The sequence below is a fragment of the Ruegeria sp. BB7 genome (assembly GCF_056539365.1).
Window position 1 is genome coordinate 18,103 of sequence record NZ_JBQFUV010000006.1, and the last position, 21,937, is coordinate 40,039.

Below are 21,937 nucleotides of genomic sequence, written 5' to 3' on the forward strand. Positions count from 1 at the left end.
GGCCACCCCGCCAGAGGCAGCACCTTTCTCTGGCGGGGTTCCCACGCCGACTTCCAGCGCGGATCGTCACGTTTCCAGTTCACGCAATTCGTTCAAAAGGTCCAGAAGGGCCTCGTGCCGTTCCGGGCCCAACTTGGTGCGCAAATCCTCAGCCAGATGTACTGTCACCTGAATATTGTCCCGAATGATCTGCTTTCCCGTCTCGGTGATCTCGACAATCTGGCGGCGTTTGTCGCATGGGTGGGCGTGCCGCCGGATCAAACCCTTGAGCTCAAGCTTTTGCAGAATGCGGGTCAAACTGGGCAATAAAAGGCAGGCCCGGTCCGCAATATGCGTCGGCTCTTGCGGGCCTTCTTCGTTCAGTACACGCAACACGCGCCACTGTTGCTCGGTAATACCAACATCTGCCAGCATCTTGCGAATAGGCCCCATGACCCGTTCCCGAGCCCGCAATAACGCAATGGGCAATGAACGTGACGTCAATGGTACTTCATTGGTCATAAGGGATTCTCACCCATATCCGCCGATACTGCAACGGGCCATATGTTTTTCTGGAATTACAGCCATTTTACCTTTTGTTAGAGCCTTATTGTCTCTCCAATCAGCCTTCGCAAAAGTATGAGAACGAAAGAACATTGACCTTACGCACTGGATATTCATCACTGTCAGCAGGACAAAATCCAACCAGTTAAACTTAACTGAGGTTCGAAATGAAATGGGATGAATTCTCGGATTGGGGCAAGAAGATTGCTGAATGGGCGCAGGATTATCACCTGACCGTTGGTGACAAGCCCGTGAGAGCCCAAACCGAGCCGGGTGATATTCTGGACGCCTTGCCAGAACAGCCGCCGGAACAGCCCCAGGCGATGGAGGATATCTTCCGCGATTTCGAAGAGATCGTGATGCCCGGAATCACCCATTGGCAGCACCCCCGGTTTTTTGCCTATTTCAATTCGAACGCCTCGGCCCCGTCGGTACTGGGTGAATTTCTGGCCAGCGCTATCGCACCTCAGTGCATGCTTTGGCAGACATCACCGGCCGCGACCGAGATGGAGACGCGGATGATGGACTGGCTGCGACAGGCGTTGGGCCTGCCTCAGGGGTTTGCAGGCGTCATTCAGGATTCCGCTTCTTCCGCAACTCTGGCGGCTGTGCTGACCATGCGGGAAAAAGCGTTGAACTGGCAGGGCAATCAACACGGGTTGTTCCAGCGGAAACCGCTGCGCATTTATTGCTCGGCCGAGGTTCATACATCGGTGGATCGCGCAATCTGGATTGCGGGGATCGGGCAGGACAATCTGGTTCGTGTCCCGATCAAAGGCGGCTGGCGCGGGATGGACCCCGCTGCACTGGAAGCTGCAATACAATCCGATTTAGACTCTGATTGTCATCCTGCGGGCGTTATTCTATGCGTTGGTGGAACAGGCACCGGAGCGACCGACCCTGTAAACGAATGCCTGAAGATCGCACAGAAATACGGGCTGTATTCCCACGTAGATGCGGCTTGGGCAGGATCGGCAATGATCTGTCCGGAATACCGCCATTACTGGTCCGGGGTGGATCAGGCGGACAGTATCGTTTTCAACCCACATAAGTGGCTGGGCGTACAATTCGACTGCTGCGCGCATTTCCTGAAGGACCCCGATGATCTGGTTCAAACGCTGGCGATCAGCCCGGAATTCCTAAAGACCCATGGCAAGGACGGGATCATCAACTACTCGGAATGGTCGGTGCCCTTGGGTCGCCGCTTTCGGGCGCTAAAGCTATGGTTCGTGATGCGCGCCTACGGGTTGGAGGGATTGCGAGAACGGCTTCGCAATCACGTGAACTGGTCCGTCGGTCTCCATGATCGGCTGGCGGCTGAACCTGACTTCCAGATTGTAACCCCACCGATGTGGTCGCTGTGGACCTTTCGCTATGCACCCGAAGGAAACCCTGACCTGGATGATTTGAACCTGCGGCTGGTCAATGCCATCAACGATGACGGCCGCATCTACCTGACCCAAACCCGCGTCGACGGAGATCTGGCGATCCGCTTTCAGGCTGGCCAGTTTGAAACCACGGAAAATGACGTTCGCGTGGCCTATGAAGTCATTACCGACATCGCCCGCTCACTTAGTTAGAAACAGTGGTATGTCTGCGTAGGGAAGCGGTTCAAACAGGCTCTGAACAGCGGTGTTAGAGGTGATGTTGGTGTCTCTGTTCTCTAACCCTGCATAACGGCTGCGGCCTGAGCGTAACCGCCTGAGGCCCCGTCAACAAAATGCACATGGTCATCACGGGTGGCCGAAGGCACGAAGCACGTCATCATCGCTTCATCCTGCACATGCAAGCCATATCGGACCTTGCCCTGACCGCGCGCCTGTTCCAGCAACATTTTTATCTGCGACAACGTGGCCAAATCGCAATCCAGCGTCATTTTTAACCCATCATCAAATTTGCGGAAGTCGGCATTGCGGCTGACCATTTGCTTATAGTGCCCGGGATCGAATTCCCCCAACCGCTTGCCGGTCTTGAACAGTAATGCAATTAGCAGGTTCTGCCCCAAAAGCTTCAACTTCTGGGAAAACAGATTGCCCCCGGCCCGCGATACATGGGCATCAAGCGCCACATCCGGTGGCGGCCAACTGATCGGCGGGCCGTTTTCCGGCACCGGGTGACCCGCGCGCTCCAACCTTTCGGCTACGGACAAGATGGATTGTGCGAAATCGGCAAAATCGCTTTCGGTCGCATTCGGCGTCGGCTGCACTACCAGAGAAATGATCTTCCCACGCCGCGCCTTACTGTTGGACCAACGGCAAGAAAGCCCGGTCAGGTCAGGCTGCGCACCTTGTTCCGCGGGCGCGACATCGAACCGGCCTTCTTTCATCTGCGCTTCGGCCCAGGCAAGACCGCCCCCCGAGAACATGGCATAGTCGACCCCGTCTGAGGGCGCATAGCGTGCCACGCGCAGATCCTTACCCGCCAGACGAATTTCGGACACCGGCACCAAAGCCCCGCGCAACGTGATCGAGAACTCTTCGTCCGCCCAGAGCCGCAGCTCGGCCAATACTGTACGGGCGGTATCGACTGCGCTCGCAGGTACAGCGAACCCTGCACCGTCACCTCCAAAGACATAAGGAAATCCCTGCCCCTTCAACGCGTTGATCATGGCCGAGATAACGGCCGCGCCAACCATGTTGACGGTCTTGTAGCGTCCTTTGGCGATCTCACCGGTGGATTCGACAATATCAGCTACACCCAAAACCCAGTCATCAGGCACGGCTGCAAAGCGGGCTGGCTCAGCCAGCCGGATGAAGTCCTTCTGCAACGGCAGGCTTTCGTAAAATGCGGCCTGGGCGTCTTTCATCGGCACCTCGGGATTATAGTTAGCTTTTCAAATAGCTCGAATGTGAACGCTGTCCGGTAAAAACAGTATAACACACGCGCTTGTGTGAGGCATCGCGCCGTGCCAATCCTTTCAGCACTGATTGACGGGAAAGAGCGTTTCATGAAAGCAGGTCTGGTGGTTTTGTGTCTGGGCTATGTGCTCAGCCAATTTTTTCGCGCTTTTCTGGCCGTGCTTAGCGTGGATCTGGGTCGCGATATCGGCGCCACGCCCGAGGATCTGGCCTTTGCCTCGGGCCTTTGGTTTCTGATCTTTGCCGCCATGCAATTGCCCGTAGGTTGGGCATTGGACCGGGTTGGGCCACGCCTGACTGCGACGGTATTACTACTGGTTGGCGGGGCTGGTGGTGCGGCGCTGTTTGCTGCGGCCAGCACACCGTTTCACATCGCTATCGCCATGGCGCTGATCGGGATCGGGTGCTCTCCGGTTCTGATGGCGTCCTACTACATTTTTGCACGCGAATACCCACCTGCGCGCTTTGCAACGCTGGCCGCCGTGATGCTGGGGGTCGGGTCGGTGGGCAATCTGGTTGCCTCTTATCCCACAGCGCTGGCCGTCGAGTGGATTGGCTGGCGAGCGACGATGTGGGTTCTGGCCTTGGTTTCGGGTGCGATTGCACTGGGTATCTTGGCAACGGTGCATGACCCCAAACGAGTTGAGACCGAACACAAAGGTTCGGTATTGGACCTGCTGAAAGAACCTGCACTGTGGACGATCCTGCCACTGATGTTGGTGGCCTATGCGCCCTCAGGCGCGCTGCGGGGGCTATGGGCCGGACCCTATTTGCAGGACATCTTTACGCTCGACACGGCGCAAATCGGGCAGGCGACGCTTGTGATGGGGGCTGCGATGATCGCAGGAACCTTTGCCTACGGGCCGTTGGATCGCATTCTGGGAACCCGAAAATGGGTCATATTCGGTGGCAATGTGCTGAGCCTTGCGGCGCTGATGTTAATGATTCTGTGGATCGACAATGCGGTCTGGCTGTCGGTTCTGTTGCTGGCTGTGATCGGCTTTACCGGCGCGGCTTTCCCGGTCATCATGGCCCATGGGCGCGCCTTCATTCCCCCGCATCTGGTCGGACGCGGAGTGACCCTTCTGAACCTGTTCGGCGTGGGTGGGGTTGGGCTTGCGCAATTCGTCACCGGTCGCATACACGCGGCCACGGTGGACATCAGCCCAACCGCACCCTACACAGCGATATTCGGCTTTTTCGCGGTCACCCTTGCCATTGGTTGCCTGATTTATCTATTCAGCCGAGACAATGTGGACTGACACCATCTATGGAGAGTGCTGTGCAGGATATCGAGGTGATCGCGCCAAACCTGAAACACAGCCTGTCAGGGGTAACCACGACCGTTATCCGCCTGTTGCCGATCCAAAAAGAGATGATCGGTATTGTCGCCACGGGTCCCGGCCTGCCGGATGATCTGCCGCATATCAGACTGATCAAAGTTCCGTTCCTGCCAAACAGGAAACTGCGGGTCTGGCACGCGCGCCGAAATACCGAAATGCTGATGGGCCTGTTCCTTCGGCACATCCTGCGCCGGAACCTGAAACTGTTGTTCACTTCAGCGGCACAGAGGGACCATTCCGGGTTCACGAAATGGTTGATCTCGAAAATGGATGCGCTGATCGCCACAACGCCGCAAGCGGCCTCATTCCTGCAGCACCCGTCGACCGTCATTATGCACGGCGTGAACACAGAACTGTTTCACCCTGCCGAAGACAAGCAAGCGTTACGCGACAAGCTGGGCCTGCCCGGTGGAACCCTGATCGGCTGTTTCGGCCGTATCCGCCCGCAGAAAGGGGTCGATCTGTTGGTGGATGCCGCGATCAAAGTGCTGCCGTCCCATCCCGACGCCAACATCGTATTCACCGGTCGCACCGCTTCTGAATTCGAAAGCTTTCAGAGCGAACAGGAACAAAAGCTGCAAGCGGCCGGTCTTGGGGATCGGGTGCATTTTCTTGGAGAGCGGCCCTGGGACGAGATTGTCGAAACCTATCGGTCGCTAGATCTCTTCGTTGCCCCTGCGCGCCACGAAGGCTTTGGACTTACCCCGCTGGAAGCGATGGCCTCGGGCGTGCCTGCGATTGCTTGCCACAACGTCGGTGCCTTTAGCGCCCAGATCAAAGATGGAGAGACGGGCCGCCTCGTCGAAAAGGACAACGCCCCGGCACTGGCTGATGCGCTGGACCAAATGCTGGACGATCCTGCCCAACTGGCAGCAGCGGGCAAGGCTGCCCGCGCCCATGTCGAGCAGAATTTTCGAATCGAGGGCGAAGCCAAAGCCATCGTAAAAGTCTATCGGTCCTTGCTGAACCCGGTTTAAGGCACGCTGATCCGTGTCAATTCGTCGTTAATCTTGGAAATTGGGACCGAAAGCCCTTTTTTCTTTGCTGCAACGCGGCTATGAACGCGCGTCCTTAACATTGGAGACATGAAATGGGCTATCGCGTCGTTGTCGCCGGCGCCACAGGTAACGTGGGCCGCGAAATGCTGAACATCCTGGCGGAACGTCAGTTCCCGGTCGATGAACTTGCCGTGCTGGCAAGCCGTCGTTCGCTGGGTACCGAAGTAAGCTTTGGCGACAAGACATTGACGACCCAGGACATCGACACTTTCGACTTTACCGGCTGGGACATGGCGCTGTTTGCCATCGGTTCGGACGCAACCAAGGTTTACGCCCCCAAGGCGGCCGAGGCTGGCTGCGTGGTGATCGATAACTCGTCGCTGTATCGCTATGACCCGGACATTCCTCTGATCGTGCCGGAATGCAACCCTCAGGCGATTCACGACTACAAGAACAAGAACATCATTGCGAACCCCAACTGCTCGACCGCCCAGATGGTTGTCGCGCTCAAGCCGCTGCATGACCGCGCCAAGATCAAGCGCGTTGTCGTGTCGACGTATCAGTCGGTTTCGGGTGCCGGGAAAGAAGGCATGGACGAGCTGTGGGATCAGACCAAGGCGGTCTACAACCCCACCACGGACGTTCCACCGAACAAGTTCCAGAAACAGATCGCCTTCAACGTCATTCCGCAGATCGACGTCTTCATGGAAGACGGTTCGACCAAGGAAGAGTGGAAGATGGTTGTGGAAACCAAAAAGATCGTCGATCCGTCGATCAAGGTCACCGCAACCTGCGTCCGCGTTCCGGTCTTCGTCGGTCACTCCGAGGCCGTGAATATCGAGTTCGAGGAATTCCTGGACGAAGACGAAGCCCGCGACATCCTGCGCGAGGCACCGGGCATCATGGTGATCGACAAGCGCGAACCCGGTGGCTACGTCTCGCCGGTTGAATGCGCGGGCGATTTTGCCACGTTCATCAGCCGTATCCGTCAGGACTCGACCGTTGAGAACGGCATCAACCTGTGGTGCGTCTCGGACAACCTGCGCAAGGGTGCCGCCCTGAACGCCGTCCAGATCGCCGAACTGCTGGGCCGTGAGGTTCTGAAAAAAGGTTGAGTTCTGGGATCAGAATTCTTTGAAACCCCGCCGCGCATTCGGCGGGGTTTTTTGTTTGGGTAGAATTTCCAACAAATTCTCTGCTTCGTCCTGAGTTACGGCTGATAGGGCAAGGATGAGTGGTGCAACACGATGCGCAGCACGCCTTCGGGGTCTTTCTTGTAGCCAAAGCTCTTGTCGACTTGCGTGACGTTGCCATCCTTGTCCGTGAGTATGACTGCGCCCATCCACATGGCGACATCACCTTCGACAAAAGTGGCAGATGTCACGCTTTCCATCGCTCGCCACCCTTTGATCCCGAAACCGCCGTCCAGCGGATAGTCGGCATCATGGCCAACAAAATAGGCAAGTGCGCCGTGACGCGTCGGGCGAAAGGTCTGATCCCCCGAGGCCATGGTCGGCTTGAAAAGCACCGGGCCCAAATTATAGCCATAGGCAGCGTCCAGCACATCTTCGGCAACCGGACGGGCTGCATCGATACCACCCGTTTCAAATGCTTTTGAGATGGCGATCAACCCTTCACCCCAGGCATTACGGGCAGCGGCTAGGTCATCGGTGGTAATTGGCATGGTCGTTTCCCTGATTTGTTCGCTGGGGGCTGCTCTAGCCTGAATTCACGGAAAATTCGAGTGATTATCCTGCGCGAATGCAAGGTTTTGCAAAGGAATTCCCCGTCTAAGTCAGTCTACGCCGTGGGGGTGTAATGAATTGGGGTGAATGTGGTGGATAAGATACTCACGCTTGAACACAAAGAAACCGTCCGTCTGGACCCGGATCAGTTAAACGGGCTGTACCGGCAACTGGGCGACAAGAACGCGTTGGACGTGCTGTGCCGCACGATCGAGGAACTTGCGGTGCGACTGTCAAACTGCGAACGCTTCTGGCGGGCGCGCGACTGGATAGGGTTGCGTAAATGTGCGCGGTCCCTGGTGGCAATTGCCGAGCAGATCGGCATGGTCGCACTGGCCCGCGTGGCCGGGGATGTGGCAAATTCGGTGGATGCGGGCGATGCGGTGGCAACCGGTTCAACGCTTTCGCGCCTGATCCGGGTCGGTGAGAAATCGCTGACAGTGATTTGGGATCAGCAGGATCTTTCTGTCTGACAGGGCTTGCGGACAAGGCATGGCAGGCTAGGCTGTGCGCAATTTGAACCAGCCGAGATATCCATGACCCTGTCCTTCGCTTCGCCCTCAGACCCGTCGCTGCCGCTGCACGTGATTGCGCAATCTGATCTGGATGATTGGCTGGAAGGCCAACCGGAAATGGTGGCGAAATGGCTAAAAGCCAGCGGCTTTACCGCGGCACTGGGTCAGGTGGCGCTGCTACCTGGATCGGATGGTGTACCAGAGTTTGCAGTAGCGGGTTACGGCAAACCTGCAGGCCGCGCGCGCAAGAGGTTTCCGCTGGCCAGCGTTGCCGAGACCCTGCCTGACGGTGCCTATCACATCGCATCAGGCATACCCGATGAAGTGCTGGCGACCGAATGTCTGGGCTGGCTGCTGACGGGCTATGCTTTTGATCGTTATGCCAAGCAAACTCCGGCCAAAGCCCGTCTGGTCGCGCCCGAGGGTATCGATGCCACGCGGATCGAGGTTTTGGCGCGGGCCGAGGCTCTGACACGCGATCTGGTCAACACGCCTACTGCGGATATGGGGCCAGATCAGCTGCAGGCCGCTGCCGAAGCGCTGGCACAGGAATTCGACGCAACGTGCAATGTGATCAAGGGGCAGGCCTTGCTGGATCAGAACTTTCCAATGATCCATGCCGTTGGGCGTGCCGCCGCGCAGGAACCACGCCTTATTGAACTGAATTGGGGCCGTTCAGGCCCCAAGCTGACGTTGGTTGGTAAAGGGGTCTGCTTTGACACAGGCGGGTTGAACTTGAAGCCCGGCAATTCGATGGCACTGATGAAAAAGGATATGGGCGGATCAGCCAATGTGCTGGGTCTGGCGCAAATGATCATGGCGCTGAAGCTGCCACTGCAACTGAGGGTTCTGATCCCGGCAGTTGAAAACTCGGTGGCCGGAAACGCATTTCGGCCCGGCGACATCCTGACTTCGCGCAAGGGACTGACGGTCGAGATCAACAACACTGATGCCGAAGGGCGGCTGGTACTGGCCGATGCGCTGACACTAGCGGATGAGGGCGACCCTGATTTGGTGATCTCAATGGCCACGCTGACTGGCGCGGCACGGGTGGCCGTCGGCCCCGATCTGGCACCGTTTTATACCGATGATGACAACGCCGCCGATGCCTTGGCGCGGGCGGGCCGGCAGGCGGCCGATCCGGTTTGGCGGCTACCCTTCCATCAACCCTATGAGGCCATGATCGAACCGGGCATCGCTGACTTGGACAACGCGCCCTCGGGTGGGTTCGCCGGGTCGATCACCGCAGCCCTTTTCCTGCGCCGGTTTGTCGGCGATAGTCGCTACATGCATTTCGACATCTATTCCTGGCAACCCAGCAAAGCACCGGGCCGCAGCAAAGGGGGCCTCGGCCAAGGCCCACGTGCGCTTTTGACAGCTCTTCCCGAGATACTGGGCCTATGACCCGACAGCGCGTCATAAATCCCCTTGCCGATTTGCTGCGCAACCCCGATGGCCCGCGGGACCGGCAGCTTTTGTACGGCGACACGGTCAAAGTTGACGAAACCCAGAATGGTTGGAGCCACGTGACCGCTGACAAGGACGGCTACACCGGCTGGGTGGCGTCGGAACAACTGGGGGCTCCGGTCCCCGACACCCACTGGGTCACAGCCCCCGCGACCCATGCTTACGCGCAACCAGATATGAAAAGCCCGGACCAGGTTTCGCTAAGTTTCGGCAGCCGGGTGCAGGTTCTGTCCGAACAGGACAGGTTCCTGGAGACCGAACTGGGGTTCATCCCCTCGGTCCACGCCAAGCTCAACGCCACTCATCTGACCGACCCGGTCGCTGTGGCCGAGCTGTTTCTGGGTACGCCCTATCTGTGGGGTGGCAACAGCCGGTTCGGGCTGGATTGTTCGGGCCTTGTGCAGGTGGGGCTATTGGCCTGTGGCCTTCCCTGCCCCGGTGACAGCGGCGATCAGGAACGTGAACTGGGCGAAGCTTTGCCCGCGGGAACGGAACCAAAGCACGGTGATCTACTATTTTGGAAAGGCCACGTGGCTTGGGTCTACGATGAGAATATGCTGTTGCACGCCAATGCCTATCACATGGATGTGACATTCGAGCCGATGGATCAGGCAATCGCACGCATTCTGGATCAGGGCGACGGGCCTGTCACTTCGCATAAAAGGCTCTAATCTAGGTCAACTGAGCGGATCAGCTTGCGTTCCAGCACCCTCAGGACTGTGCGCAGATCGTGACCGCGTTTGAGAATGCGCCCGTCCATGCCGATCACGGAATACATACCCTGCCTTTGGCGTAGGCGCGGGTGTTTTTCGACTCGGTATATCGGATGCTCTGCCGTGCGCCGAAAGATAGAGAAAACTGCCATATCCCGCAGGTTGGAAATTCCGTAATCGCGCCATTCTCCGGCGGCGACCATCCTGCCATAGACGGATAGAATATGGGACATCTCGTGCCGGTTAAACGCGACGGGCATCTGGGCCGAGTTTGCAGAAAACCGACTGGGAGGCTGCATGTTCATACCCTCAGCCTTGCCGGAAAACGCGTTTAAATCAAGCCCGAGCACACAAGGGTGTGATATTTTGGTTCGACGTGTGCTAACGCCGCCTGACCTGATGACAGATCAGTATCACCGGCAGCAGTCCTACCGCCAGAATGACCAGCGAGGGCACGGCAGCGCCTTCAAGCCGCTCATCCGAGGCAAGCCGAAAGGCCTGCACCGCCAGCGTATCAAAATTAAATGGCCGCATGATCAGGGTGGCGGGCAGCTCTTTCATCACGTCGACAAAGACGATCAGCAACGCCGTCAGAAGCGAGGGCGTCAGGATCGGCAGATGAACCCGGCGCAGGGTACCCAAAGGGGTCTGACCCAAAGACCGGGCAGCAGCGTCCATGTTTACATGCACCGTGCTCTGGCCACCTTCATAGGCGCTGAGGGCGGCGGCCAGAAATCGCACCATATAGGCTGCAATAAGCAACCAGATCGAACCCGTTACCAGCAGTCCGGTCGAAACATCGAAGGTCTGCCGCATCCATGCATCCAGCGCATTGTCGAAACTGGCAAAGGGCACCATCAGGCCTACTGCAATCACGCCACCCGGAACAGCATAGCCCAGCCGCGCGATGTATCCGGCGGTCGATGACCCACGCCCCGGGCGCAAACGTTGAAAAAACCCCACGCATATTGCCGCAAATACAGTGACCACGGCTGCTGTCCCGGCCAGCGTCAGCGAATTTCGGATGAAACCAATATAGCGCCGCGACAGCAGGTTCTGTTCTGATTCCATCCCCATCTGGATCAGAATGAAGACCGGCAGCAAAAAGCCCAACAGCACCGGAATGGCACAAAGGGTAAATCCGCCAACCGCGAGCCAACCCTTTAAGGGTGTCGCTGGCAACGAGGCATGGCTTTTGCCAGCCTGGTAATATTTCGCCTTGCCACGTCGGGTACGTTCGATAACCGCCAGCAAAAGCGCAAAGCCCAACAGGCACAGAGCCAACTGCGCGGCGGCGGCGCGATCTCCGATCGAAAACCAGCTTGTGTATATGCCGGTGGCAAAGGTCTGAACGCCGAAATAGGCCACGGTGCCAAAATCGGCGATGGTTTCCATGATGGCGAGCAGGACACCCCCAGCAATTGCCGGGCGCGCCATCGGTAGCGAAACGTGCCAGAAGGCCAGCCATGGGCTTTTGCCCAGCGCACGCGCCGCCAGAAAGGCCGTTGCGCTTTGCTGCAGGAACGCCGCACGGGCCAGCAGGTAGACATATGGATACAGCACGAGGATCAGCATCACCGCTGCACCCTCAGTCGAGCGGATCTCGGGGAACCAATAGTCGCGCGGGCCCCAGCCGGTCAGGTCGCGCAGGGTGGTCTGGACGATACCGGGATGATCCAGAATGAACGTGTAGGCATAGGCCAGAACATAGGCGGGGAAGGCCAAAGGTAATACCAGGGCGATCTCAAGAAACCGGACACCCGGAAACCGGGTCATCGTCACCAGCCACGCCGCACCCACCCCGAGAAACAACGTACCAAGCGCCACCAATACCACCAGGATCAGCGTGGTCAGCGCATAGCTGGGCAGAACCGTATCCAGAAGATGTGAAATTGTTTCGGTCCCACCCGTGACCGCGGCAAGAACCACAGCAACCATCGGAAGCAGACAGGCACCTGCAACCACAAAGGCAACAGTTGCTACCAACCGGGTGCCAAAAACGCCCCGATTGCGCGTTCCGTGTTCTGAGTATTCGATTTCGGCCATGTTTCCGGTGTGTGACAGGCTAAGGCGCAGGTTCCGCCTTTAATCGACTAAAATGCTAAGAAACACCAGTGGTCAGGCAAACAATTCTGCGGCACATACTGCCGCAGAGATGTTTGTGCAGGATCATTCGTAAACGCGCTGATCCTCAATTACCAACCCGTCCTTGGGCAAAGAACCCGGAGCCACGACCTCGATCGCGCCCTTGAGTTTCAGCACCTCAACCACGGATTTGGCATATGCCGTGTTGTCGCCGCTCGGGCTTTCGATCTGGACGGTCATTATGTCCATTTCCCCTTGTCGGGCAGCGATGACGCGGGCTTTGACAATTTCTTCGTGTTTATCGACCAAAGCAGCCACCTGCTCGGGGCGCACGAACATGCCCTTGATCTTGGTGGTCTGGTCGGCCCGGCCCATCCAGCCTTTGATCCGCAGATTGGTGCGCCCACAGGGCGACTGTCCCGGCATGACAGCCGACAGATCACCCGTTGCGAAACGGATCAGCGGATAGTCGGGGTTGAGCGATGTCACAACGACCTCACCCACCTCGCCCGGCGCGACCGGGGTGCCGGTGCCTGGGGTGACGATCTCGACAATCACATGCTCGTCGATGATCATTCCCTCCATAGCGGGGCTTTCATAGGCGACATTGCCGAGATCAGCAGTGGCATAACATTGCAGGCAGGAAATACCCCGGTCGGCATATTCCTGTCGCAGAGACGGGAACAGCGCGCCCCCGCCCACGACCGCCGAGGCGAATTGCAAAGCCACACCCATCTCATCAGCCTTGTCCAGAATGACCTTCAGATAGTCCGGAGTGCCCGCATAGGACGTACATCCCACATCCCGCGCTCCCGTCACCTGCAATTCGGTCTGACCGGTGCCGGCAGGTAAAACGGCGGCACCAACGGCCCGCGCGCCGCTTTCGAAGATCATGCCCGCAGGCGTCAGATGGTAACCGAAACAGTTGTGGACAATATCGCCCGGCCCAACACCTGCAGCATGCAGGAACCGTCCCATGCGCCACCAGTCGGGATCGGTGCTGCCGGGCTCATAAATCGGGCCGGGGGATTGGAATACGTGGTGAAAATGCCGCGCCGGTTTCACTGTAAATCCGCCGAACGGGGGACGCTTTGCTTGAGCCTGCGCCAGATCAGATTTGCGTAGCACCGGTAGTTTCACCAGGTCTTCAACCGAGGCAATTGCATCAATATCGGCCCCGGCCAGATGCGCCGCAAAACCCGGTGCGGCATGCGCCCGCGCCAACTGAATGCGCAGCGCTTGCGCCTGGTCAGAGGCGCGCTGGTCGGCTGAACGGGTCTCAAGCGCGTCGTAATATGTCGTCGTCATGACCTGATCCTCCATCCGCTTACAGCCACCTCTTACGGCGGCGATATGAACGCACGTCGCGGAAGCTTTTGCGCCCTTCGTCGGACATTCCCAAATAGAACTCTTTCACATCCGGGTTCTCGCGCAGATCAGCCGCCGGGCCGTCCATCACGACGCGGCCCGACTCGAGAATATAGCCGTAATGCGCGAACCTTAGGGCCACATTGGTGTTCTGTTCGGCCAGCAAGAAAGACACACCTTCTTTCTCGTTCAGGTCTTTCACGATGCCGAAAATCTCTTCGACCAACTGCGGAGCCAGCCCCATAGAAGGTTCGTCCAGCAGGATCGTCTCGGGCCGAGACATCAACGCTCGTCCCATGGCAACCATCTGCTGTTCCCCACCCGAGGTATAGCCTGCCTGCGATCGGCGGCGTTCTTTCAGGCGCGGGAAGTAAGTATACACAAGCTCCAGATCCTGCTGGATAGCTGCGTTGCCGTCCTTGCGGGTATAGGCCCCCGTCAGCAGGTTTTCCTCAACCGTCAGGTGTTCGAAACAGTGGCGGCCTTCCATCACCTGGATGACGCCCTTTTCCACCAGATCGGCAGGGTCACTTTCATGTACGCTGACGCCACGATACTTGATCGAGCCTTTGGTAACCTCACCACGTTCGGAATGCAGAAGGTTTGACACAGCCTTTAGCGTTGTCGTCTTGCCTGCCCCATTGCCGCCAAGCAACGCAGTAATTCCGCCTTTGGGCACTGTTAGGCTTACGCCTTTCAGCACGAGGATCACGTGATTGTAGATTACCTCGATATTGTTGACCTCAAGCAGGGTTTCCGCCTGAACTTCGGTGGTTTGGGCCGCATCCAGCATCAGCGCGTGTCCTCATGCGAGTGTGGGATTGGGGACGGCGGTGCGCCGCCGCCCCGCGATTGCTTTAGTTACAGCGCGGTTCGATGTTGTTTTCCGCTGCATAGGCCGCCGAGTCTTCGTCGATCAGCGCACCAATCACCTCGGCATCGGTCGGCTTGAAGTCCTGCACAGTGTTCCAGGTTTTGGCAGACGCGTCCCACTGGACCACACCAACCAGCCCGGGGCCGCCATGGTTCTCACAGGAAACCGTGAACTCTGGCCCGAAACCGGCCATGCCCAGCGCATCCATCTTGGCGTTGGTCATTTCCAGCGCCTCCATGCCATCACGCATCATGGCTGCGGTGATGTCAGCCGTACCATGTATTTCCTGCGCGGTCTTGATCGCCTCAGACGCCAGCATCGCGGCATAGAGGCCACGGTTGTACTGGACGGCACCCAACTGATCACCAGCGCCCGCAGCTTTGCCTGCATCGACAACATATTTCTGCAGATCGTCATAAACCGGATAATCCATACCCAGGCCGGTGAATGTCAGCGCCTTGTAGCCATTGGCTTTTTCACCAGCCGGTTCCACATCAAACTCAGCGCCAGACCACCAGACACCAATGAAGTTCTCCATCGGGAAGCGGATATTGGCGGCCTCTTGAACTGCAACCTGGTTCATCACACCCCAGCCCCACATGATCACATAGTCGGGCTTGTCACGGCGGATCTGCAGCCATTGCGATTTTTGTTCCTGCCCTGGATGGTCGACAGGCAGCAGAGCCAGCTCATAACCATGCTTTTCGGACAGGTTTTCAAGCGTCCGGATCGGCTCTTTGCCATAGGCCGAGTTGTGGTAGATCAGCGCGATTTTCTTGCCGCTCAGATCGCCTCCGTTTTCATCAAGCAGATAGTTGATCGCGCCCGATGCGCCGTTCCAGTAGTTCGCCGGGTAGTTGAAGACATGGCTGAACACGGTGCCGTTCGCCGCCGAGGTCCGGCCATAACCCATCGTGTGCAACGGGATGTTGTCTGCGGTCACTTTTGGGATCAGCTGATAGGTGATACCAGTCGACAAAGGCTGATACACCAGCGCGCCCTCACCCTTGGTGGACTCGTAGCATTCGACACCTTTTTCAGTGTTGTAGCCGGTCTCGCACTCGATCACACGGATCGGAGCGCCGCCAATGCCGCCGTCGCGCTCGTTCAGCAGGGTGAAATAATCGTTATAGCCATCCGAGAACGGGATGCCGCCCGCAGCATATGGGCCGGTACGATAGCTGAGGTCCGGGATCACCAGATCCGCCAGTGCCGGGCCTGCCGCCATAAGGGCGCCCAGCGCCATGGTTGCCAGTGTCTTGTTCATCGGGTGTTTCCTCCCTTGATTGATCCGATGGTGGGGTCGGGTTTCACACCCGTTATCTGATTGGGCCTGCCCCTTAGTGCGGGAATGGCCAGAGTCTGAGTTTCTCTTTTGCGACGCGCCACAACTGTGCCAAGCCGTGGGGTTCAAGGATCAGGAACATGATGATCAGCGCGCCAACGATGACCAACTGCAGATGCGCAACGATATCGGTCGGCCAGCCCAGAAGATCGACGCCTGTCACCTTCAACACCACCGGCAGCAGAACCAGGAACGCTGCACCAGCGAACGATCCAAAAATAGACCCTAATCCGCCTATAATGATCATGAACAGCACCAGGAACGATTTTTGGATGCCGAATACTTCTCCGACCTCGACCGCGCCCAGATAGACCGCAAAGAACAGCGCGCCTGCGATACCAACAAAGAACGAGCTGACGGCAAAGGCAGTAAGCTTGGCCTTCAGTGGGTTCACCCCGATGATCTCGGCGGCAATGTCCATGTCGCGGATCGCCATCCATGTACGGCCCGTTGTGCCACGCGTCAGATTGCGGGCGATGATGGCGCAGATGGTCAGGAAGATCAGGCAGAACAGGTAGGTCGCCCATGCCGGGGCATTCGGACCGGTAATGATGATACCGAACACATCGCGCTCGGGCGCGTTGATCTGACCCGAGGCCGAGTAGTTGTAAAACCACGGCACCCTGTTGAACAACCACACCAGAAAGAACTGCGCCGCCAGCGTCGCCACGGCCAGATAGAACCCCTTGATCCGCAAGCTCGGCAAACCGAACAGAACACCGACGATGGCGGTGATCCCGCCCGCCAAAATCACGTGGATGAACATGCTTACATCCGGGAAGGCCGTCATCAGCTTGTAACAGGCATAGGCCCCCACGGCCATGAACCCACCGGTCCCCAGCGAGACCTGCCCGCAATAACCAACAAGGATATTCAGACCGATCGCCGCGATTGCATAGATCAGGAACGGCAACAACAGCGCATTCGCCCAATAATCGTTGATGAGGAACGGTATGATCCCAATTGCCACTGCCAGTACGACATAGTACCGATACCGGTCGAACTTGATCGGGAAGGTTTGGTTGTCATCGACGTAGGAGGTTTTGAAATCCCCGGCCTCACGGTAGAACATGCCTTACTTCTCCCACTCTTCCTGCGCCCGGTTCCGGGCCTCGGTATTTAGTTGGTTGGACCCTTTGGCGTATCCACTCGCCTCAGATCCACGCACCAGTTTCATGTAGGCCAGAACACCTGTGACCAGCCCTGCAAAGGCGAGGATCGCGGCCACGACTAACTGACTTTCACTCAGATCGTCCGAGGTGATGGCGATATAGCCAAAGGCCCAGAACCCGGCCCACGCGACGACGTTGATGATGGCGATCAGTTTCTTCACGCCTAAACCCTTTCGATAATTTTCTCACCGAAGAGACCTTGGGGCCGGAACACCAGGAAGATCAACGCCAGAACATAAGCAAACCAGTTTTCGGTCGCGCCGCCCACCATCGGGCCAATAGCGAACTCGAACAGCTTCTCACCCACGCCGATTATCAGCCCGCCAACGATTGCACCGGGGATCGAAGTAAACCCGCCCAGCATAAGCACTGGCAGCGCTTTGAGGGCAATCAGCGACAGCGAGAACTGCACGCCCGATTTGGTGCCCCACATGATACCCGCGACCAGCGCGACAAACCCGGCCACCGACCAGACCATGATCCAGATGAAGTTCAGAGATATGCCCACCGACAGCGCCGCCTGATGGTCATCCGCCACGGCGCGCATTGCCCGACCCTGTTTGGTGTACTGGCTGAACGCGACCAATCCGGCCACCAGTAACGCCGCGATAATCGTTGCCACGATGTCCAGGTTGTCGATAAAGAAACCGTAGCCGAAGATGTTGAACGTGCTCTCATCAATCCACAGATTGATCCCCTGCGGCAGACCTACATCCAACGTCTTGATCTCGGACCCCCACATCAGGTCGGCCACGCCCTCAAGGAAATAGGCCAGACCGATGGTGGCCATGAACAGGATGATTGGTTCCTGCCCGACCAGATGCCGCATGACGAACCGCTGCACCGCCCAGGCCAGAAGCACCATGACCCCCATGGTCAGCAAGATCGCCAACAGGGCAGGCACATTCCACCCGAAATAATGGATATGCGTCCCGAAGGTTGCGTTGATCAGATGGGCGAACGGCACCTGCCCATTCATGATCCCCACCAAGGTCATTGCCGCGAACAGGGCCATAACCCCTTGCGCATAGTTGAAAATCCCCGAGGCCTTGTAGATCAGAACAAAGCCCAATGCGACCAGCGCATAGAGCACGCCTGCCATCAGACCGTTGAGGAAAACCTCCATCGCGAATACGAGTTGTTCAGGCATCTGCGCCGCTCCTCATGTCTGTCCGATGCTTAGTCATGGCTGACCCCCAGATAGGCGTCGATGACGTCCTGGTTGCTGCGCACCTCGTCCGGTGTGCCATCGCCAATTTTCTTGCCGTAATCCATCACGACCACGCGGTCGCTCAGATCCATCACCACGCCCATGTCGTGCTCGATCAGGGCGATTGTGGTGCCGAACTCATCATTTACGTCTAGGATAAAGCGGCTCATGTCCTCTTTCTCTTCGACATTCATGCCTGCCATTGGCTCGTCCAGCAGTAACAGCTTGGGTTCCGCTGCCAGCGCACGGGCCAGTTCGACCCGTTTCTTCAAGCCGTAAGGCAGACGTGACACCGGCGTTTTGCGGATATGCTGGATTTCCAGAAAGTCGATGATCTTCTCGACCGCTTCTCGGTTCTCGACCTCTTCTACCTCAGCCTTACCTTTCCACCAGGCCTGCTGGAACAAGTTCGTCTTCATGAAATTGAGTCGCCCGGTCATGACGTTGTCCAAAACGCTCATACCTTCGAACAGGGCGATGTTCTGGAACGTCCGCGCAATGCCCTGCTGCGCCACTTCAAAGGGCCGCATCGGGGGGCGCTTGGATCCATGGAACCAAACCTCACCTTCTTGCGGAACATAAAAACCCGAGATCACGTTCAGCATCGAAGATTTTCCGGCCCCGTTCGGACCGATGATGGCACGGATCTCACCCTCGCGAATATCGAACGAGATATCCTTGATCGCTACCACACCGCCGAACCGCAGGGTGATGTTCTTCATCTCCATCACCACACCGCCGATCTTGCGGCCGTCTTCGGTGACATATCCTTCTGAACTATCCAGCATCAGTCACTCCCTGACTTACGCAATAACGGGATGGCGGGCGGGGCGATGACCGCAGGTCAAGCGGTGCACGACCGGCCCTCATTCCGCAGCCACCTTGTGCTGCGCCACCGGCACAACCGGCGCATCGACAATCTCCAGCGTCGCCGAAATCGAGCCTTTGCGACCATCCTCATAGGTCACTTCGGTCGTGGTCGACACACTCTCGGACCCGTCATATAGCGCGGCAATGATGTCGCTGAACTTCTCCTCTACAAACCCGCGCCGCACCTTGCGGGTCCGGGTCATTTCGCCATCATCCGCATCCAGTTCCTTGTGCAGAACCACAAAGCGGTGCACCTGACAGCCCGACAGCATTTCATCGGCAGCAACGGATTTGTTCACCGCTTCCACATGACCACGAATCGTCTCTAACACACGGGGATGACCCGCCAGCTCCTGGTAGGACGCATAGGCCACATTGTTGCGTTCCGCCCAGTTCCCCACTGCGGTAAGGTCGATATTGATGAAGGCGACGCAGCGATCTTTGCCATTGCCGAACAGCACGACCTCCAGAATGTCGGGATAGAACTTCAGCTTGTTTTCGACATACTTGGGCGCGAACATCGACCCATCGGCCATCTTGCCCACATCCTTGGCGCGGTCAATGATCCGCAGATGGCCGCTGCCTTCCTCAATGAACCCGGCATCACCTGTGGCCACCCACCCCTCGGCATCCTTGGTCGAGGCTGTGGAGTCCGGGTTGTTATAGTACTCGACGAACACACCGGGCGAGCGATAATAGATCTCGCCATTATCGCCGATCTTCAACTCAACCGCCGGAGCGGGCACACCAACCGTATCTGCACGCACCTCACCATCCGGCTGCACTGTGATGAAAACAGTGGCCTCGGTCTGACCATAAAGCTGTTTCAGGTTGATGCCCAGCGAGCGGTAGAAATCGAAAATCTCCGGCCCGATCGCCTCACCAGCCGTGTATCCAACGCGGAACCGGCCATAGCCAAGCGTGTCCTTGAGTGGCCCGTAGACCAGCAGATTGCCCAGCGCGTATTTCAGGCGATCACCAAATCCAACGGGCTTGCCGTCCAGCAACAGACCGCCAACCTTTTTGGCGTGCGCCATGAAGTGATGGAACATTCGCTGCTTCAGCTTGCCCGCATCCTCCATCCGGATCATCACGTTGGTCAGCTGGGTTTCGAACACGCGCGGAGGGGCGAAAAAATAGGTCGGCCCGATCTCGCGCAGGTCGGTCATCATCGTGTCGGCGCTTTCGGGGCAGTTCACGCAGAAGCCACACCAATAGGCCTGACCGATTGAAAAAATGAAATCGCCCACCCAGGCCATCGGCAGATAGGACAGGATGTCCTCGTTGCGGGTCAGATGATCGAATTCCGCCGAATTCTTGGCGCTTTCGATCACGTTGCGGTTCGACAGTACCACGCCCTTGGGCTTGCCCGTGGTGCCCGAGGTATAGAGCATCACACAGGTATCGTCATAAGTGATCGCCGCAACGCGCTTGTCCAGCTCAGCGTCAAACCGGGCGTGACCGGCGCGACCCTCGGCCTTGATATCCTCAAGCGCGTTCATCTGAGAATGGTCGTATTTCCGCATCCCGCGCTTGTCGGTGTAAAGGATATGTTTGACCTGATGCAGATTTTCCTGAATCTCGATGACCTTGTCGACCTGCTCCTGATCACCGCAGACCACATATTTCGCGCCGCAATGTTCCAGCACATAGGCCATCTCTTCGGCGACCGAGTCCTGATACAAAGGTACCGGCACAGCGCCTACCATCTGTGCGGCAACCATCGACCAGTAATGCGCAGGACGGTTGCGGCCGATCACCGCGATATGATCACCCGGCTCAACGCCGATTTCCAGAAACCCCAGCGCAATGGCGCGGATTTCCTTGGCGGCTTCAGCCCAAGTCCAGCATTGCCAAATGCCGAATTCCTTTTCCCGATAGCACGGGGCATCCCCGAACTGGGTCACATTGCGATGTAGCAGCGCTGGAAGGGATTGCATCCCTTCGGCGCCCGACTGCTTCTGAGCCAATCTTTCTCTCCTCCCCATCCGGCCCCTCCCCGGGCCGAAAATGGCGGGTCCGGATCATTGCCCGAACACCAGCGCCCCGATAAGGGACGCACGAAAGATCAGCGTCAAGTTTTGCCTGATGTTTTCTCAATTCTTACAAATTGTAACAAGGGCGGCGAAAGGCAGCCTCGAGTTTAGAACCGACATCGTGAAATAAATTCTCCTGATGCCAAAGAACTCTGATTTAGTTATCGAAACTCAACTCAATCAGTCTTTGGATGAGATCATCGTCTAAGTTCATTATCGCTTCAGCAATATTAACATGCCCCTTCGCTACCGCCTGGGCGGCCATTGCTGACAAGAGTGTTGCCTGATCCCACGGATCACAAATGTGGCCCGCAACGCAATCTGCTAATGCTAGCAGTCCGTCGCTGTAGGCGGCAGTGAGGTACTCAGGAACCAGAGGGCCATTACCTTTTTTTCGCGCGACTTCGATTGCGGCGGGGAGTTGGAAGAAGCTGAAGTCCAATGGGCCTTTCGTGGTGGACGCAATACTGACTATGTGTGGGAGAGCCGCATAGGACGCATCAAAGACATCGTCTTGGTGGCAAAGGCATGACCAAAGACTAAACCATGGCTCGCTATCATAGCTATTTTGGGGACGAGTTTCGAATGTCAAACGCCGGAGCAGTCCGGGAACATCTTTGGCTGACCCATAAGCATGCGTCAGTGTGGACCAACGAGGGTCTTCGAGCGCCAACATGAAATGCTCCGTATCAATTTGTAATCACATCAAAACATCAGCATCTAAAGTTGGCAACGTACGTTTTACATCGCATACGCGACATCCAGACTGATCGACTCGGATGGCTTTGGCTTATC

General features: G+C 57.4%; 21 protein-coding genes. 7 read left to right on the top strand and 14 right to left on the bottom strand.

Annotated features, from left to right (window positions below):
• Positions 1 to 66: 66 nt before the first annotated feature.
• Entirely contained in the window at positions 67 to 501 is a 435-nt protein-coding gene (gene hpaR / locus ACR0D7_RS11515; protein ID WP_170382203.1) for a homoprotocatechuate degradation operon regulator HpaR, read from the bottom strand.
• Between the two features lie 209 nt (positions 502 to 710).
• Between hpaR and ACR0D7_RS11520 the strand changes: the two genes are divergently transcribed.
• Entirely contained in the window at positions 711 to 2,123 is a 1,413-nt protein-coding gene (locus ACR0D7_RS11520; RefSeq protein ID WP_480679139.1) for a pyridoxal phosphate-dependent decarboxylase family protein, read from the top strand.
• A gap of 83 nt (positions 2,124 to 2,206) precedes the next feature.
• On the opposite strand, the gene ACR0D7_RS11525 is transcribed toward ACR0D7_RS11520, so the two are convergent.
• A complete protein-coding gene (locus ACR0D7_RS11525; RefSeq protein ID WP_480679140.1) occupies positions 2,207 to 3,349 on the bottom strand; it encodes a DUF3095 domain-containing protein in 1,143 nt (380 codons plus the stop codon).
• Positions 3,350 to 3,490: 141 nt separating this feature from the next.
• Between ACR0D7_RS11525 and ACR0D7_RS11530 the strand changes: the two genes are divergently transcribed.
• The 3 genes from ACR0D7_RS11530 to ACR0D7_RS11540 all read left to right on the top strand — a co-directional run bounded on the left by ACR0D7_RS11530 (position 3,491) and on the right by ACR0D7_RS11540 (position 6,857).
• Entirely contained in the window at positions 3,491 to 4,663 is a 1,173-nt protein-coding gene (locus tag ACR0D7_RS11530; RefSeq protein WP_480679141.1) for an MFS transporter, read from the top strand.
• A 20-nt stretch (positions 4,664 to 4,683) separates the two neighbouring features.
• Entirely contained in the window at positions 4,684 to 5,721 is a 1,038-nt protein-coding gene (locus ACR0D7_RS11535; RefSeq protein ID WP_480679142.1) for a glycosyltransferase family 4 protein, read from the top strand.
• A gap of 113 nt (positions 5,722 to 5,834) precedes the next feature.
• A complete protein-coding gene (locus ACR0D7_RS11540; protein ID WP_170571070.1) occupies positions 5,835 to 6,857 on the top strand; it encodes an aspartate-semialdehyde dehydrogenase in 1,023 nt (340 codons plus the stop codon).
• A 95-nt stretch (positions 6,858 to 6,952) separates the two neighbouring features.
• On the opposite strand, the gene ACR0D7_RS11545 is transcribed toward ACR0D7_RS11540, so the two are convergent.
• Positions 6,953 to 7,426, bottom strand: a complete 474-nt coding sequence (locus tag ACR0D7_RS11545; RefSeq protein ID WP_480679143.1) for a phosphoribosyl-AMP cyclohydrolase — start codon at positions 7,424 to 7,426, stop codon at positions 6,953 to 6,955.
• Between the two features lie 144 nt (positions 7,427 to 7,570).
• Between ACR0D7_RS11545 and ACR0D7_RS11550 the strand changes: the two genes are divergently transcribed.
• From ACR0D7_RS11550 to ACR0D7_RS11560, 3 genes are all read left to right on the top strand, one after another.
• Positions 7,571 to 7,960: a hypothetical protein gene (locus tag ACR0D7_RS11550; RefSeq protein WP_480679144.1), complete on the top strand. Its 390-nt coding sequence runs from the start codon at positions 7,571 to 7,573 to the stop codon at positions 7,958 to 7,960.
• 63 nt (positions 7,961 to 8,023) lie between these two features.
• Complete coding sequence (locus ACR0D7_RS11555) at positions 8,024 to 9,406, top strand: leucyl aminopeptidase family protein (protein ID WP_480679145.1); 1,383 nt, start codon at positions 8,024 to 8,026, stop codon at positions 9,404 to 9,406.
• Positions 9,403 to 10,140 carry an NlpC/P60 family protein gene (locus tag ACR0D7_RS11560; RefSeq protein WP_480679146.1) on the top strand — a complete coding sequence of 246 codons (738 nt, stop codon included), beginning with the start codon at positions 9,403 to 9,405 and terminating at the stop codon, positions 10,138 to 10,140. Before ACR0D7_RS11555 ends, ACR0D7_RS11560 begins: the two co-directional genes overlap by 4 nt.
• Here the strand turns inward: ACR0D7_RS11560 and ACR0D7_RS11565 are convergent.
• From ACR0D7_RS11565 to ACR0D7_RS11615, 11 genes are all read right to left on the bottom strand, one after another.
• Entirely contained in the window at positions 10,137 to 10,487 is a 351-nt protein-coding gene (locus tag ACR0D7_RS11565) for a DUF2794 domain-containing protein (RefSeq protein WP_170382213.1), read from the bottom strand. The two genes, ACR0D7_RS11560 and ACR0D7_RS11565, sit on opposite strands and share 4 nt — an antisense overlap.
• A 76-nt stretch (positions 10,488 to 10,563) precedes the next feature.
• The gene (locus tag ACR0D7_RS11570) at positions 10,564 to 12,228 is read right to left on the bottom strand and encodes an ABC transporter permease (RefSeq protein ID WP_480679147.1); all 1,665 of its coding nucleotides are present in this window, start codon (positions 12,226 to 12,228) and stop codon (positions 10,564 to 10,566) included.
• A gap of 123 nt (positions 12,229 to 12,351) precedes the next feature.
• Positions 12,352 to 13,575 carry a phenylacetate--CoA ligase family protein gene (locus ACR0D7_RS11575; RefSeq protein WP_480679148.1) on the bottom strand — a complete coding sequence of 408 codons (1,224 nt, stop codon included), beginning with the start codon at positions 13,573 to 13,575 and terminating at the stop codon, positions 12,352 to 12,354.
• A gap of 19 nt (positions 13,576 to 13,594) precedes the next feature.
• Positions 13,595 to 14,428 (bottom strand): ABC transporter ATP-binding protein, encoded by an 834-nt coding sequence (locus ACR0D7_RS11580; RefSeq protein ID WP_170382215.1) that lies wholly within the window; start codon positions 14,426 to 14,428, stop codon positions 13,595 to 13,597.
• Positions 14,429 to 14,492: 64 nt separating this feature from the next.
• Positions 14,493 to 15,776: an ABC transporter substrate-binding protein gene (locus ACR0D7_RS11585; RefSeq protein WP_480679149.1), complete on the bottom strand. Its 1,284-nt coding sequence runs from the start codon at positions 15,774 to 15,776 to the stop codon at positions 14,493 to 14,495.
• A gap of 73 nt (positions 15,777 to 15,849) precedes the next feature.
• Positions 15,850 to 16,926: a branched-chain amino acid ABC transporter permease gene (locus ACR0D7_RS11590; protein WP_480679150.1), complete on the bottom strand. Its 1,077-nt coding sequence runs from the start codon at positions 16,924 to 16,926 to the stop codon at positions 15,850 to 15,852.
• Between the two features lie 3 nt (positions 16,927 to 16,929).
• Positions 16,930 to 17,187 (bottom strand): hypothetical protein, encoded by a 258-nt coding sequence (locus ACR0D7_RS11595; protein WP_170571044.1) that lies wholly within the window; start codon positions 17,185 to 17,187, stop codon positions 16,930 to 16,932.
• 2 nt (positions 17,188 to 17,189) lie between these two features.
• Positions 17,190 to 18,176, bottom strand: coding sequence for a branched-chain amino acid ABC transporter permease (locus ACR0D7_RS11600; RefSeq protein ID WP_480679151.1), 987 nt, complete (start codon positions 18,174 to 18,176; stop codon positions 17,190 to 17,192).
• Between the two features lie 29 nt (positions 18,177 to 18,205).
• Positions 18,206 to 19,024: an ABC transporter ATP-binding protein gene (locus ACR0D7_RS11605; protein WP_480679152.1), complete on the bottom strand. Its 819-nt coding sequence runs from the start codon at positions 19,022 to 19,024 to the stop codon at positions 18,206 to 18,208.
• Between the two features lie 78 nt (positions 19,025 to 19,102).
• Complete coding sequence (locus ACR0D7_RS11610) at positions 19,103 to 21,046, bottom strand: AMP-binding protein (protein ID WP_480679267.1); 1,944 nt, start codon at positions 21,044 to 21,046, stop codon at positions 19,103 to 19,105.
• Between the two features lie 253 nt (positions 21,047 to 21,299).
• Positions 21,300 to 21,818: a hypothetical protein gene (locus ACR0D7_RS11615; protein ID WP_480679153.1), complete on the bottom strand. Its 519-nt coding sequence runs from the start codon at positions 21,816 to 21,818 to the stop codon at positions 21,300 to 21,302.
• Positions 21,819 to 21,937: the final 119 nt, after the last annotated feature.